Origin of the sequence: Kitasatospora sp. NPDC056327 (assembly GCF_042261735.1) — a bacterium.
Classification (GTDB): Bacteria; Actinomycetota; Actinomycetes; order Streptomycetales; family Streptomycetaceae; genus Kitasatospora.
Genome location: NZ_JBHJRC010000216.1, coordinates 1 through 14,112 on the forward strand (window position 1 = coordinate 1; position 14,112 = coordinate 14,112).

Below are 14,112 nucleotides of genomic sequence, written 5' to 3' on the forward strand. Positions count from 1 at the left end.
GGTCCCGCGCGGGCGCGGGGCCCCGGCCGGCCCGCGGGCCCGGCCCCCGTGCCCCCCGCCCCCCGCGGGGCCCGGGGCCGCACGGGGCGGGACGTCCGGGATCAGCAGGCCCCGGCGGGCCGCCCGCGGACCACGAGGTCGGTGCGGCCGCGGGTGCCGTCGAGCCAGACCACCCGGGTGCCCGTGTCGGCGGTGGGGAACACCTGCTCCCCGCGGTTGCAGGAGACGCGCACCGGGGTGCCGCCGCCGACCGGCACCTGGTACAGCTTCGCGACCGAGCCCCCCGACCAGTGGCCGTCGGTCGGTCCGGCCTGGTGGTCGAAGGTGATCGCCTCGTCGGTCGCGGCCAACTGCAGGCCGGTCGGGGTGACGGGTGCTCCGGCGGGCACCAGATCGGTCACACCCGAGCCGTCCGCGGCACCGGCCCGGAGGGCGGCGCCGGACGCGCCCCTGTCCACCCACACCAGCGTGCCGCCCGCGAAGTGCGGGTCGTGGCTGAACGGTTGCGGCCTCCCGGCGGGCCCGGGCCCCGGGGCCCCGGGGATCGACGAGCCGGGGTTCCGCGGCCGGTCGGCCGGGTACCGGGCGGTGACCTGTCCGGTGGCGGTGGAGTAGACGGTCGGCGCGTCGACCGTCCGGTCGCCGTCGACCCAGGATTCGATCCAGCCGAGCCGGCCGTCCTTCAGCGCGAGTCCGGAGACGGTGTGGCCCTCGGGCAGCGGCAGCTCCACCGCGGGCGCGCCGTCGTGCGAGAGCCGGATCCGCCGCACGGGTGCGTTCGGGTCGGACACGAGGAAGGCGACGTCCCCGCCGGACACCCGGACGGCGTCCACGAAATCCGTCGACGTGAACACGGTGCGGACCGGGCCGCCGGCGAGCGGGCGGGTCAGTACGGCCTGCTCCTGCGGGCCGGCGCCGTCGGACGGGAGCGCCAGCCAGGCGGCCGAGCGGCCGTCCGTGTCGGCGCCCAGGTGCTGCCGCCCGTCCTGCGGGCTGAGGCGGACGGGGGAACCCGGGGAGGTGGTCGACCCGGTGTGGAGCGGGCCCCTGTCCCCGTTCGAGTCCGGGATGTTCAGGACCCAGCGTCCGCCGGCCGCGGCCGGCCGCTCGACGGCGGTCGTGTCGCGCAGCAGCGCGCGGCTGTCCGTGCCGATCCGGTCCGGCCAGCCGGCCCTGATCCCGTGCGCGTCGAACGCGGCGGCCACCGTGCGGAGTCCGGCGCGGCCGAGGCCCAGTGAGCGGGCGGCTGCGAGGACGGCGTGGCGGCCGTCCACGAAGTCGTCCAGCGGGGTGAGGTAGGAGGTGATCGTGCGGTACACCAGCCGGTCGGCGGTCAACGGGTCGAGGGTGCGCCGGATGTCCCACAGCGCGCCGCCGAAGATGGTGGCGTTGAGGTGCTCGCCGCCGCCGTCGAGCTTGGACACGATGCCGAGGTAGTCGTCGACGGTGGTGCGGCGGTCGTCCAGGCGGCGGCGCGCGCACTCCTCCGGCGTTCCGGTGCGGCACAGGCCGCCGCCGATCAGCGCGGCCCGCGGGTCGGTCATCGGGATGCCGTTGGCGGTCGCGTCGACGGCGGCCCCCAGGTAGTCGGCCAGCGCCTCGTTGATCGAGCCGGGCTGCCCGCCCGACATGAAGGGCACGCTGGTGCCGACGACGCCGTGGGTCATCTCGTGGCCGGTCACGTCGAGGTCGGCGGAGAACGGCAGATGGGCCGCGTCGCCGTTGCCGTAGACCATGCGTGAACGCCACACGGCGCCGGGCCAGGGCTCGCCGCCGTCGCTCGTGTTCACGACGGAGAAGATCGGGCCCCCCTTGCCGTCGATCCCGTCGCGGCCGAACCGGTCGCGGTAGAAGTCGTACACGGTGGCCGCGTTGAGGTGGGCGTCGACGGCACCGCCGGCCCCCGCCGAGGCGGGGAAGTCCGGGGTGGCGGAGGTGACCGGCGAGAGGTCCGCGGGGAACGGGCCCCAGAAGTCCGATTCGGTCCTTCCGGCCGCGTCGTAGGTGGCGATTCCGCCGCCGCGGGTGAGGTCGACGAGCCGGTAGGTGCCGTCCGGCATCCGGGCGATGTCCACCCGCACGGTGCGGCCCCGCAGGTCGGTGGCGGTGCCGACGGCGGGTACTCCGCCCGGGGCGGGCGGCGCGTCGGCAACCGCCGTGGTGGCGGTCGGGCCGGTGGCGGTCGGGGCAACGGCCGGGGCGGCGGGGGTCGGGGCGGGGGCGCTCCGGGTCTCGTGGGTGCGGGCGACCGCGCCGGAGACCGCGTCGACGTAGACCTCCCGGGCCGGGGGACTCCCGGCCGCCGGACCGGGGGAGCGCACGACGAAGCGCCGGGCGAGCCGGCCGGTGCCGCCCGGCAGCACGACCGCGCCGAGGTCGTCGGCGGTCGCCGCGGCCCGGGCGACCGGGTCGGGGAGCGCACCGAGGGCCGCCGCGCGCAGGGCCCCGTCGGCCGCCTTCGCGGTCGTCGGGGCGGTCAGCCCGGTGAAGTACTTGCCGCCGACCGCCTCCACCCGGCGCCCGGCCCCCTCGCCCACGAGGTGCACGAGGTACTGCCCGCCGAGCACCGGCAGTCCGCCGTGGTACTGCTGGAACCTGACGGTGGCGCGACCGTCGGCCGAGTGCTCGGTCCCGAGCTCCCCGAGCTGCGCGGTGTCGACGTGGTAGCGGTCGGGGTGGGCCGCCAGATGGGCGAGAGCGGCCTCGGCGGGACTGCCGGACGCCGCCGCCTCCGACAGCTCCGTCACCAACTGCGGCGCGGCGGTGCCGTTCCCGGCGACCAGCGAGGGGAGCGGGTCGGCCTCGGCGGTCCGACCGGCCGGGTCCGGCGGCGCGGCCGTGGCGGGCGCCGGGAGGGCGAGTGCGAGCGCCAGGCACAGGGCGGCGCTCGCGCCGAGTGGTCTCGTGGGTCGTTCGGGGCGTCGGATCACGGTGCACCTCCACGGGGCGGGGAACGGAACGAACCTCGCGGCCGGCAGCCCGAAGTGACGGCGCATCGGATCTTCACGGCCGGCCGGGAGGGGTGTCCTGCGATGCTCGGTCGCGGGCCTCCGCCGCGTCCAGGGTCCGCGCGTGAAGGTGCAGGGGTGGGCCGGCACCCTGCGCATCGGCGCAGACGCCCCGTGCCCCAACGGGCACGGGGCCGAACCGCTCCCGGGGAACGCCGCGGTCGAGGCCGGAGCGGGGCAGGACGGGCGCCAAGTGCGGCTTCGCCGTCCCGGCCCGGAGCGTGACCGGCGCCCCGGCGGGCGGTGCGCCGGGGAGTCCGGCGCCCGGCCGGATGCGTGAGCCCGCGGGCGTGCCGGTGCCGGCCGCGCTGACCAGCGGCGCCGGGCGGCCGGCGGTCGGGTTGTCGTCACGGCGCCGGGCGTGCACGACGAGGCACCGGCGCCGGTGGCGCGGGAAGCCGGACGGGGCGCGCGTCGGGACGGGGCGCGCGCCGGGGTGGATATCGGGTCGGACGCCCGGCCTCAGCCCGCCGGCGGGGTCGGGAAGAGGCTCGCCAGCGGGTTGGTGAAGGTCCGGGCGGGCATGCAGGCGGGGGCCGGGGCGAGCATCAGCCCGGCCTCCAGTTCGCGGAATCCGTTGGCCGGATCGCTCTTGGCGAGCGGGAAGTACAGGTAGAGCTGCGCGTCGGCGGCGATCCGGTGCGGACGGACGGAGAGGACGGTCCGCTTCCCGGTCGTCTCGACGGTCCAGCCGTGGGTGGTCAGCCGTTCGCCGCCCGCGTTCTCGGGAACGGGCGCCTCCTTCGGTTCGGGGGCCCTGCAGCCCGGCTCGCCGGCGTAGACGCGGCTGCGGACGCCGAGCCGGTCGAGGTCGCGCTGCAACCCGGGGGCGTCGACCGGCCCGGTGGCGTCGAGGATGGTGAGCGTGACGAGGCCGTCGCCGGCGCTCCGGAGCTCGTACGCCGCGTTGGTGACGGTGCCGAGCGAGTCCGTCGGGCCGGGCCCCGGCGAGGCCCCCGCGGCGGAGGTCTGCGGCGAGGCGATCTGCGGGGCGGGCCCGTCCGGCCCGGCCGTGCTGCCGGGCAGGCCGGTCAGCGCGACCCCCGCCGCCGCGGCGGCCAGCCCGACCGGGAGCGCCACGCGCAGCGCGAGCCTGCGCCGGCGGGCCGGCGCGGCGGCGGCCCGGGTGTCATCGAGGACGGCGTTCATGAGGTGTTCCTTCCGCAGGAGGTGACGGTGCGGGGAGAGGCCCCGGGCCGCCGCGGCCGGCAGCAGCCGGGCCAGCTCCTCCCGCTCGGCCTGCTGGGACAGGTCCTCGGGGGTGGCGTTCATCGGGTGGTCTCCTTGGTCGACCGGACCGCGGATGTGCGGTCGGCTGTGAACTGTCCGCCGGTGAGCGGGCGTTGCGTGTCCGATCCGGCCCCCTTCGGGCGCCCGCCGCGTGATGCCGCCAGCTCCTGCTCCGTCAGCTCGCGCAGCCGCGCCCTGGCGCGCGAGAGCCGGGAGCGGATCGTCCCCACCGGCCGCCCCAGCGCCTCGGCGACCGCCGCGTGGTCCAGCCCCTCCCACACGCAGAGCGCGAACACCTCCCGGTCGGCCGGCCGCAGCCGCTCCAGCGCGGCCTTGGCGGCGGCGAGCTGCTCTGCGTCCGCCATCCGCCCCGCGACCTCGGCCGCGAAGTCCGGGGCGGCCTCGGGCGGCGGCAGCCTGGCCGGCGCCCGGCGGTGACGGCGGGCGGCGCGGCGGGTGTTGCGGCGGGTGTTGCGGATCACGTTGGCCGCGATGCCCAGCAGCCACGGGCAGAGGCTGTCGCCCTCCGGCGCGACCCGGTCGCGCAGCCGCCAGGCCTCCAGGAACGTCAGCGACACGATGTCCTCGGCGGCGGCCCGGTCGCCGGTCATCCGGAGGGCGTGCCGGTGCACGGCGCCGGAGTGATCCTCGAAGATCTGCCCGAACGCCGTCGCATCCCCGGCGCGTACCCGGGCGCGAATCGAATTCTCCACAGCCATGCCCTGTCCCGCCGCGCACCGCCGTTGCGGTGATCCGCACCACAGTCCCCCGGTGGGGGCACCGGCGGAAACCCGGTTGCCCCGACGGGCGGGGTCACGTTGGCTGGGCGGCATGACCGACCCGCAGACCGACCCCGACCCCGAGCCCGGTCCCGACCCCGGCTCCGGCGGCGGCCCGCGCCCGGGCGGGCGCACCGACCCGCGCGCCGCCCTGCACACCGACCGCCTCGTGCTGCGCCGCTGGCGCGACTCCGACCTCGGACCGTGGGCGGCGATGAACGCCGACCCCGAGGTCCGGGAGCACCTGGGGGAGCTGCTCACCCGCGAGCGGAGCGATGCCTCCGTCGCCCGCTTCGAGGCCGACTTCGACCGCCGGGGCTACGGGTGGTGGGCCGTCGAGGTCCGGGCCACGGGCGCGTTCGTCGGCTTCGCGGGCCTCGACGAGGTGGACGGCGGCCTCCCGTTCACCGGGGTGGAGATCGGCTGGCGGCTGGCCCGCCGGGCCTGGGGCCACGGTTACGCCACCGAGGCCGCGCGCGCCGTGCTGGCCCACGCCTTCGGCGCCCTCCGGCTGCCCGAGGTGCTCGCCGTGACCACGGCGGCCAACGTCCGCTCCCAGGCGGTGATGCGCAGGATCGGCATGACCACCGACCCGGCTGAGGACTTCGACGACCCGACCGCCCCCGAGGGGCCGCTGCGCCGCAACGTCCTGTTCCGCATCACCCCGGCGGGCTGACGGCTCAGTCCTGCGCCGGTTGCGCCGCCGGTTCCGCGATCGGCTCCTCCGCCGTCAGGATCCCCAGCAGGCCGGGGAACCGCTGCTCGATGTCGGCCCGGCGCAGGGTGGCCATCCGGCTGTTGCCCCGGTCGATCTGGCGGATCAGCCCCGCCTCGCGCAGCGTGCGGAAGTGGTGGGTGACGGTCGCCTTGCTCACCGGCAGGGCGAACGAACTGCACGTCCGCGCGCCGTCGGCCGGCCCGGCGGCCAGCTCCCGCACCACCCGCCGCCGCAGCGGGTCGGCCAGCGCCGCCAGCACACGGCCGAGCTCGATCTCCGCCGTGTCCGGGTGCCCCTCGTCGTCGGTCATCCCCTCACCTCTCAGGTACGACTTGCATCGTACCTCCCCGGTCCCCTAGCGTCCGAGGTACGAGATCGGTCGTACCTACTGAAGGGATCCCCCGTGACCCAGCCGTTCACCCTGGTCGGCATCGCCCGCCCCAAGCCCGAGCGCGTCGAGGACCTGCGGAAGCTGCTGCTCTCCTTCGTCGAGCCCACCCGCGAGGAGCCCGGCTGCCTGGAGTACCACTTCCACGAGGACCGCGACGCCCCGGGCGTCTTCGTCTTCTACGAGGCCTGGCGCACCGAGGCCGACCTCGAAGCCCACCTGGCCCTGCCCCACATGCGCGACTTCTGGGAGCACCGGATGGACTACCTCGAACAGGACCTGGAGATCCGCTGGCTCACCATGCACAGCCCCTACCGGCCCGGCCCCCACTGACCCCGGGCCCGCGGCCGGGGCCGGGGCCGGCTCTGCGGCGGACCGCGCCCGTCAAGCTCCGGTCGGACGCCGGGAGTCGGCCCCGGTGCCGGCCCGCTCCCGCTCCGCCGCAGGGCCACGGGACACCGCCCCGGTCGGACCGCCGCCCCGCCCCCGGCGGAGCCGCCCCGCCGCAGTCGCTGACGCACCCTCGCGCGGGTGCCCCGGCTCCGGGGAGGATGGCCGGGTGAACCTCTGCGTCGTCCTCGACGGTGACCGTCTGCGTGTTCCGGCATCGGCGTTCGCGCCCGCCGGCGGCGAGGGTGAACGGGTCGTCCCCGTGAGCGCCCTGCGGGACGCCGACCCGGGTACCGCCCCACCGGAGATCCGCACCCTTGCGGGGGAGAGCCTCTTTCTCCCGGCGACCCGGCGGGCCGATCTGGAGGAGTTCTGCGCCGCCAACGGGATCCCCCTCCGGCGCAGGCCCGATGTGTGGGGCGACCTTCTGGAGCCCTTCCTGGACACCGCGTTCACCACCGCGCACCGGGAGGCGGCCCAGGCCCGGCTGACCCGGGTCGGCCTGGGCGAGGGGAAGGTGGCGGCGATTCGGGCCGAGGTCGGCCCGATGATGGTCGCCTACAACAGCGTCCACCGGGACTGGTGCCACCTCGGCCTCGCGGACCTCCTCGATGCCGCGACCTCCGGCCTGGTCCCCGAGGAGCACCGGGTCGGCCGAGCGGGCCTGGCCGCCTTCCACGCGTGGGCGATGGAGATCGCGGACCTCGGCCGTCCGCATACCGTGTAGGCGGCCCCGTTCACCAGGCCGGTGAGCGCCGGGGGAGCGTCAGTCGAGGCAGAACTCGTTGCCCTCGATGTCGCGCAGCGTGATGCACGACTCGTTCTCGCCGTCGGCGTACTGGGTCCAGGCGTGGGTCGCGCCGAGTGCGATGAGGCGGGCGGCTTCCGCCTCCAGGGTCGCCAGGCGCTCGGCGCCCACGAGGCCGGTGCCGGCCCGGACGTCCAGGTGGACCCGGTTCTTGACGGTCTTGTCCTCCGGGACGCGCTGGAAGAGCAGCCGCGGGCCGGCGCCCGTCGGGTCGCTGCACGCGAAGTACTGGCTCCGCTCCCCGGCGGGCAGCGAGTGGGCGTGGTCCTCCCAGGTGGCGAACCCCTCCGGCGGGGGCGGGGTCACGTACCCCAGCACCTCGCACCAGAACCGCGCGAGGCGTTCCGGCTCGGCGCAGTCGATGGTGATCTGGACCTGCTTGATCGATGCCATCCGGTCACCGTAACAGCGGGGTTCCGGGGGCCGCCGCCCATTTTCCGGCGGCCGGCCCTCAGCCGTGCCACCGGAACAGCAGGACGTCGACGCACAGCGGCCGCCAGTCGCCGAAGTGGCGGACGTCGAGGCCGGGCACGACGGTGGCGCCGGTGAACTCGTCGATCCACCGGAAGCCGGCCGAGGTGAGGGCCTCGCGGGCGCGGAGGTCGCGGTCGTCGCCGCTCACGAACGGGCCCAGGTGCGAGACGAACAGCTCGCCCGGCAGGTCGGGCTCCTCGCGGCCGTCCTGGTAGCGGATGACGTGGAAGTCGCCAACGGCCCCGTCGTAGTAGCGGTGGCACGGCAGCGCCGGCCGCGGTCCGAGCCCGGCGAGGGCGAGCGCGGTCACGGCCGGGCCGAGGCGGGTGGCGGTGTCGACGGGGGCGGGGGGCTCGGTGCACAGCGCCTCGAACCGCCACCGCGGGTCGCTGCTGGGCGCGCTCCGGGGCGCGTAGGCGTGCACGACGGCCGCGCGGACGTCCTCGGCCAGTCCCGGGACCGCCACCCGGGGGCGTCCCGAGCGCTCGTACAGTGCGCGCAGTCCGGCGGTGTCCCCGTTGCGCCGGTACAGGGCCAGGGCGGCCCGCAGCCGGTCGTCGCCGGGGCCGGCCGCGCCGTCGGGTTCGTTCGTCGGATCACTCATGAACTCTCCAACTCCGTTGACCCGTTGGATGGTTGCGGGTGTTCGCCGCAGGCTGCCCGAAAGGGTGCTCCGGAGGTGACGGGTGGACGGTTCCGGTGGTTCGCGGGGAGGAAGCGGGTGCCCCGCGCGTTGCCGGGGCGGTGGGGCCGTCCCGGCCGGGGCCGTGCCCGCCGGCCGCGGCCCGAGTCCCGCGCCGGGGGCCGGTTCACGCCCCGGGCCGCCGGAAGGCGAACGCGGTGACCAGCCCGCCGATCCGCCGCCCGGCCACCGGGCGCGGACCCGCCGCGGCGGCGTGGCCGAGCCGGGTGGCGCGCGGCCGGAAGTGCCACGGGCCCGGACCGACGAGGGCGGTGTTCGCGGTGTCGCGCAGGTGTTCCACCGGGACCAGCCGGCCGCCGGGCCGCAGGACCCGGGCGGCCTCGGCGAACAGGGCGGCCCGGTCGGCGGCCGGGCGCAGTTCGTGGGCGGCGAACACGAGGAGCACGGAGTCCGGAGAGGCCCCGGCGGCGGGCGGCGGCGGCAGCTCCTCGACGATGGCGCGCTGGTCGGCGCGGCCGGGAAGGATCTTGCACCACAGGCCCTCGTACGCCCACATCGGCGCGATCGCGAGGGGGCGCAGCGGGTCTGCCGGGGTCCCGGCGCGGCGGACGGTCCTCTCCGCCGGTGCCAGGCTGGGCCCGTCCGTCCCGGGGCGGGCCGCCGGTGCCGCGGAGCGGCCCGGTGATCGTCTTCGGGGGCGTTCTAGGGTGGGGGTGGATCAAGGCTCCGACGGAAGGGTTGTGCGCGGATGAGCGGGACGGTCACGGCGGTCAGCAGCAACGGGGAGTACTCCTTCACCAAGCCGAACCGGGAGAGCATCACCCTGCTCGCCGGCCTGGGCGTGGAGGGCGACGTGCACGCGGGGGTGACGGTCAGGCACCGCTCCCGCGTCGCGCAGGATCCGACGCAGCCGAACCTGCGGCAGGTCCACCTCATCCACGAGGAACTGTTCGCCGAGGTGGCGGAGCAGGGCTTCGAGGTCGGCCCCGGGCAGCTCGGCGAGAACGTCACCACGCGCGGCCTCGACCTGCTGGGCCTGCCGGCCGGCACACTGCTGCGGATCGGGGCCGGCGCGGTGGTCGAGGTCACCGGGCTGCGCAATCCGTGCCTGCAGATCGACGCCTTCCAGGGCGGTCTGCTGAAGCAGGTCGTCGGCCGGGACGGGGCCGGGAACGTGGTGCGCAAGGCCGGGATCATGGGCGTGGTGCGGGAGGGCGGTGTGATCCGCCCCGGCGACACGATCGCCGTCGAGCTGCCGGTGGGGCCGCACCGCCCGCTGGAGCGCGTCTGAGCCGGGGCGGTCCGGGGCGGGGTGGTGCGCGGCGCGTCCGGTGGGCGGGCGGCCTCGGCGTTGCACGGCGGCGCCCGCGGCTCCGGCCCCCGGCCCGGCCCCGCGGGCGCGCTCGCCACGGCTGTCGCCGTCGTCCGCGCGAACGCTTCCGCCGGGGGCGCCCGCCGGGCCCTCCGCCCGGATGCCCGGCCCGCCCACTCCTCCCGTGTCACTCCTCCCGCAGCGCCAGGTAGGCGTGGAGCCGCGCGGCCGCGTGCAGCATGGCCAGCCCGCGGTCGGTGAGCCGCCGCTGCCAGCCCGCGAGGGTGGCGGTGAGCCTGCTCGTTCCGCCGGCCGTCCGGATCTGTCCGGCGACGGCCGCGATGTCCGCCAGGCGGTAGCCGCCGCGGCGCAGCAGATGGGCGAGGTCGGCGTCGCGGACGTCGTTCGGGTGGAACACGCGGTGGCCGGTGGCGGGGTCGCGGGCGGGGGTGAGGATGCCGGCGGCCTCCCAGGCGCGGAGGGTGGCCGGGGTGAGCCGGAGCCGGTGGGCGAGTTCGCCGACGGTCCGGGGGAGGGGCGCGGTCCCGCCGCCGGACCGGTGGGTCCCGGTGGCCCCGGCGTCCGGCCCGGGCCCGGCCGTCGTCAGGTGCTCCAGCGCCGTGCGTACGGAGGCGAGGGTCTCCCGGTCGCGCAGCAGCTGGGCGTGGCCGCGGTCGAGGGCGGTGAGCGCGTCGTCGGTGCGGCCGTCGTGGACCGCGTTCATGACGGCGCCGGCGGTCGGGTGCCCGTGGGCGCGGACGAGGGCGAGGAAGGTGCGCAGTGCCGCCGCGTGCAGTTCGGTGTAGATCCGGTACCCGGCGGCGGTCCGTTCGGCGGCGGGGAGGAAGCCGTCCTTCTCGTAGTTGCGCACGGCCTGCGGTGAGAGGCCGTGCTCGCGGGCGAGGTCGGCCGGCCGCGGGTTCCGCTTCGACGGGTTGCTGTCCACTTTGAGACTTTACAGCGGATGTCCCGGGCGAGTACCCGAAAAGTCTCAACCGCTCTTTCAGGGATACGCTTGAGGTTCATGACACAGGACATCGAAGACTTCGTGCCCCCGTCGTGCGGCCTGGTGGCGTTCGGCGAACCGACGCACCGGGAACCGGCCTTCGGGAGGGTCCGCAACCACCTGTTCGCCCGGCTGGCCGAGCGCGGCTTCCGGTCGGTCGCCCTGGAGACGGACCGGGTGGCGGCGCTGGCCGTCGACGCGTTCGTCCGGGAGGGGGCGGGCTCGCTGGACGCGGTGATGCGGGAGGGGTTCTCGCACGGCTTCGGGGCGCAGGAGCCGAACCGGCGGCTGGTGGCGTGGATGCGCGAGTACAACCGGGACCGGCCGGCGGCGGAGCGCCTGGCGTTCCACGGCTTCGACGCCCCGACCGAGAACACGACGGCGCCCGGTCCGCGCCGGTACCTGGAGCACGTCCGCGACCACCTGGGGATCGACCTGGACGTGGCGGGCATCGCGGGGGACGACGAGCGGTGGAGCCGCCCGGAGGCGGTGCTGGACGCGGCGGCGTCCCCCGGGGCCTCGGCGGCGGCGGACCGGCTGCGCGCGATTGCCGACGACCTGATGGGCCACCTGTTCGCCCGGGCACCCGAGTTGACCGCGGACGGGCCGGGGCGCGAGGAGTGGGTGCGGGCGAGGACGCACCTGACGGCCGCCACGGGCCTGCTGAGGTACCACCGGCAGGCGGCCCGGCCGATGGAGCCCGCCGAGCGGCTGGCCGGGCTGCTCGGCACCAGGGACGAGATCATGGCCCGGAACCTGCTCGACATCCGGGCGGCGGAGGCGGGGCGCGGCGGGACCTTCGTGTTCGCCCACAACGCCCATCTCCAGCGCAACCCGGCCGTCTGGCGGATGGGAGAGAACGACGTGACCTGGAACGGCGCGGGCCGGATCGTGGCCGCACTGGTGGGCGGTGAGGAGTACTTCTTCCTGGCGGGGAGCCTCGGCCGGTCCCCGGCGACGGGGCTGGGGGAGCCGGCCGCCGACACGTACGAGGGCTGCCTGCGGACCCCCGGCGCGGCGTGGTCGCTGACGGCCGCGGACCGGGTCCCGGAGCGGGCGGGCCGCACCGACACCGCCCGTGCGCAGGGCTACTTCCCGTTGGACGGCGCGCTGGTGGCCGGTGCGGACGCCGTCCTGCACATCGCCGACGCCCCGGAGGCGGCACCGGAGTAGTCGGCCGGCGGCGCCGCACGGCACGGCGCGGCAGGCCGACCGGTGGCGCGGCAGATCGGCGGCGGCACGGCGGATCGGAGGTCCGGCAGGCCGCTCCGCCGGCCGCGAACGGGCCGGGGCGCAGCGGGCCGGGGGGTGCGGCGGGTCGGGGGGCGCAGCGGGCCGGGGGTGCAATACGCCGGCACCGACCGGCAGGTGCGCGCCGGGGGCGCACACCGTTGCGTGCGCGCGCCCTGGTGCCGCCGGGCCCGGACCGTCAGGCTTCCGGAGGCGAACCGGAATTGACGGGTACATCGCCACCAAGCATTCGAGGCTGCACGCCGACCGGCCGCTCACGGCCCGCCACGGGAAAGGCCGGCGGCCTCCCGTGGTCCCGACCGGGCCGACCGACCGATCGGTGTGCGGGCGCTTCGGCGCCTCGAACCGCCACACGGAGAGGTGGAGTCGTATGACAGTGGTCCACGACGGAGGAGACGGCGTCCGGTCGGGACGCCGCGGCCGGCTGCGGCGCGCGCTGGCCGTCCCGGTGGCCGGCGCGCTCGGCGCCCTGGGCGTCCTCGCGCCCGCACCGCCGGCGCACGCCGCCGCCGGGGTCCCGGCCCCGGTGCCCGTGGTGACCGGGCAGGCCGCCCCCGCGCCGCACCGGCTGGTCTACATCGCCAACCTGCGCGAGAACTCGGTCACGGCCTTCGACCCGGCGGCCGGCGCCGCCGTCGCGACCATCCCGGTCGGCACCGCCCCCGAGGGGGTGGCGGTCTCCCCGGACGGCACGCAGGCGTACGTGGTCAACGACGGCAGCAACACGGTCTCGGTGATCGACACCGCCACCAACACGGTCGGCGCGACGATCCCGGTCGGCCGGCTGCCCGGACCGGTGACGTTCTCCCCGGACGGCACGCGCGCCTACGTCGGGCGCTACGTCGGCCCGGGCGCCGGTGGCGTGGACGTCATCGACACCGCCTCCCGGACGGTCGTCACCACCGTCCCGGTCGGCGGCCAGCCCTTCGGCATCGCCGTGACCCCCGACGGGCGGCGCGCCTTCGTCGCGAACCTCATCGGCAACTTCGTCTCGGTGATCGACACCACCACCGACAGCCTGATCGCCTCCGTCGCCGGGCCCGGCGTCCGGAACCCGGCCGCCGTGGCGGTCACCCCCGACGGCAGCCGCGCCTACGTCGCGAACTACAACAGCGGCAACGTGTCCGTGCTCGACGTCGCGACCAACACGATCACCGGCAACATCCCCGTGGGGTCCGGCCCCGGTGGCGTGTCCGTCGCCCCGGACGGCGCGCACGCCTACGTGTCGAACCAGAACTCCGACACGGTCTCGGTGATCGACACCGCGAGCGGCACGGTCACCGGGACGATCCCGGTCGACGCCGGGCCCAGCGGCGTCCTGGCCGACCCGGCCGGCGGCGTCGCCTACGTGATCAGCAGCCGCACCAACACGGTGTCGGTGATCGACACCGCCACCCGCACCGTCAGCAAGGGCGCCGCCACCGGGAAGAACCCGTTCGGCCTGGGCGTGGCCACGGTCGCGCCCACCGTCACCGGGGTGCGCGGTGGGCACGGTCCCGAGGCGGGCGGCGACACCGTCACCATCACCGGGACCCGTCTGGCCGGCGCCGGGACGGTCCTGTTCGGCGACACGCCGGCGACCGGCGTCACCGTCGTCGACGACTTCACCGTCCGGGCGAACGCCCCCGCCCACGCCGCCGGGGCGGTGGACGTCACGGTGACCACCCCCGCGGGCAGCAGCGGGGAGAGCGTCGCCGCCCGGTACTTCTACGAGTACCCCTTCAGCGGCTTCCGCCCGCCGGTCGCCGACCCGCCGGCCGTCAACCGGGTCCACGCCGGCCGGGCGGTCCCGGTGAAGTTCGGCCTCGGCGGCGACCGCGGCCCGGACGTCATCGCCCGCGGCTACCCGACGGTCCACCGGATCGACTGCGTCACCGGGGCGCCCCTCGATCCGCCCGTCCCCGCGAGCACCGCGGCCGGGAGCGGCGTGCCGTACGAATCGGCGGCCCGCGGCTACTCCGTCGTGTGGAAGACCTCGCGCGCCTACGCGGGCACCTGCCGGGTGTTCACCCTCGGCCTGAACGACGGCACGAAGCACACCGCCCTGTTCCGCTTCGGCTGACGGGGCCGGAGGGCGCCGGAGCGGGAAGTCGGCGGGTCCGACT

14 protein-coding genes are annotated in these 14,112 nt (G+C 76.7%); 6 read left to right on the top strand and 8 right to left on the bottom strand.

The window, feature by feature from the left end; translation table 11 throughout:
- Positions 1 to 101 precede the first annotated feature (101 nt).
- The 3 genes from ACFCX4_RS26155 to ACFCX4_RS26165 form a co-directional block, all read right to left on the bottom strand.
- Positions 102 to 2,930: a M4 family metallopeptidase gene (locus tag ACFCX4_RS26155; RefSeq protein ID WP_376147013.1), complete on the bottom strand. Its 2,829-nt coding sequence runs from the start codon at positions 2,928 to 2,930 to the stop codon at positions 102 to 104.
- Between the two features lie 540 nt (positions 2,931 to 3,470).
- Positions 3,471 to 4,280: a hypothetical protein gene (locus ACFCX4_RS26160; RefSeq protein WP_376147016.1), complete on the bottom strand. Its 810-nt coding sequence runs from the start codon at positions 4,278 to 4,280 to the stop codon at positions 3,471 to 3,473.
- Positions 4,277 to 4,957: an RNA polymerase sigma factor gene (locus ACFCX4_RS26165; RefSeq protein WP_376147019.1), complete on the bottom strand. Its 681-nt coding sequence runs from the start codon at positions 4,955 to 4,957 to the stop codon at positions 4,277 to 4,279. Before ACFCX4_RS26165 ends, ACFCX4_RS26160 begins: the two co-directional genes overlap by 4 nt.
- 112 nt (positions 4,958 to 5,069) lie before the next feature.
- Between ACFCX4_RS26165 and ACFCX4_RS26170 the strand changes: the two genes are divergently transcribed.
- Complete coding sequence (locus ACFCX4_RS26170) at positions 5,070 to 5,693, top strand: GNAT family N-acetyltransferase (RefSeq protein ID WP_376147022.1); 624 nt, start codon at positions 5,070 to 5,072, stop codon at positions 5,691 to 5,693.
- A 4-nt stretch (positions 5,694 to 5,697) separates the two neighbouring features.
- On the opposite strand, the gene ACFCX4_RS26175 is transcribed toward ACFCX4_RS26170, so the two are convergent.
- Positions 5,698 to 6,045: an ArsR/SmtB family transcription factor gene (locus ACFCX4_RS26175; RefSeq protein WP_376147025.1), complete on the bottom strand. Its 348-nt coding sequence runs from the start codon at positions 6,043 to 6,045 to the stop codon at positions 5,698 to 5,700.
- A gap of 93 nt (positions 6,046 to 6,138) precedes the next feature.
- Between ACFCX4_RS26175 and ACFCX4_RS26180 the strand changes: the two genes are divergently transcribed.
- Together ACFCX4_RS26180 and ACFCX4_RS26185 are read left to right on the top strand one after the other, a co-directional pair.
- A complete protein-coding gene (locus tag ACFCX4_RS26180) occupies positions 6,139 to 6,456 on the top strand; it encodes a putative quinol monooxygenase (protein ID WP_376147028.1) in 318 nt (105 codons plus the stop codon).
- A gap of 226 nt (positions 6,457 to 6,682) precedes the next feature.
- Positions 6,683 to 7,240, top strand: a complete 558-nt coding sequence (locus ACFCX4_RS26185; protein WP_376147031.1) for a hypothetical protein — start codon at positions 6,683 to 6,685, stop codon at positions 7,238 to 7,240.
- A gap of 39 nt (positions 7,241 to 7,279) precedes the next feature.
- On the opposite strand, the gene ACFCX4_RS26190 is transcribed toward ACFCX4_RS26185, so the two are convergent.
- The 3 genes from ACFCX4_RS26190 to ACFCX4_RS26200 form a co-directional block, all read right to left on the bottom strand.
- Positions 7,280 to 7,714 (bottom strand): VOC family protein, encoded by a 435-nt coding sequence (locus tag ACFCX4_RS26190; protein WP_376147034.1) that lies wholly within the window; start codon positions 7,712 to 7,714, stop codon positions 7,280 to 7,282.
- Positions 7,715 to 7,772: 58 nt separating this feature from the next.
- Complete coding sequence (locus ACFCX4_RS26195; protein ID WP_376147037.1) at positions 7,773 to 8,399, bottom strand: hypothetical protein; 627 nt, start codon at positions 8,397 to 8,399, stop codon at positions 7,773 to 7,775.
- Positions 8,400 to 8,604: 205 nt separating this feature from the next.
- Complete coding sequence (locus ACFCX4_RS26200; protein WP_376147039.1) at positions 8,605 to 8,994, bottom strand: methyltransferase domain-containing protein; 390 nt, start codon at positions 8,992 to 8,994, stop codon at positions 8,605 to 8,607.
- A 192-nt stretch (positions 8,995 to 9,186) separates the two neighbouring features.
- Between ACFCX4_RS26200 and ACFCX4_RS26205 the strand changes: the two genes are divergently transcribed.
- Complete coding sequence (locus tag ACFCX4_RS26205) at positions 9,187 to 9,729, top strand: MOSC domain-containing protein (RefSeq protein WP_376147042.1); 543 nt, start codon at positions 9,187 to 9,189, stop codon at positions 9,727 to 9,729.
- A gap of 208 nt (positions 9,730 to 9,937) precedes the next feature.
- Here ACFCX4_RS26205 and ACFCX4_RS26210 read toward each other — a convergent pair whose 3' ends face one another.
- Positions 9,938 to 10,696, bottom strand: a complete 759-nt coding sequence (locus tag ACFCX4_RS26210) for a TioE family transcriptional regulator (RefSeq protein WP_376147045.1) — start codon at positions 10,694 to 10,696, stop codon at positions 9,938 to 9,940.
- A 78-nt stretch (positions 10,697 to 10,774) separates the two neighbouring features.
- Between ACFCX4_RS26210 and ACFCX4_RS26215 the strand changes: the two genes are divergently transcribed.
- Positions 10,775 to 11,929 (top strand): erythromycin esterase family protein, encoded by a 1,155-nt coding sequence (locus ACFCX4_RS26215; protein WP_376147048.1) that lies wholly within the window; start codon positions 10,775 to 10,777, stop codon positions 11,927 to 11,929.
- Positions 11,930 to 12,377: 448 nt separating this feature from the next.
- Complete coding sequence (locus tag ACFCX4_RS26220; RefSeq protein WP_376147051.1) at positions 12,378 to 14,069, top strand: PxKF domain-containing protein; 1,692 nt, start codon at positions 12,378 to 12,380, stop codon at positions 14,067 to 14,069.
- Positions 14,070 to 14,112 lie beyond the last annotated feature (43 nt).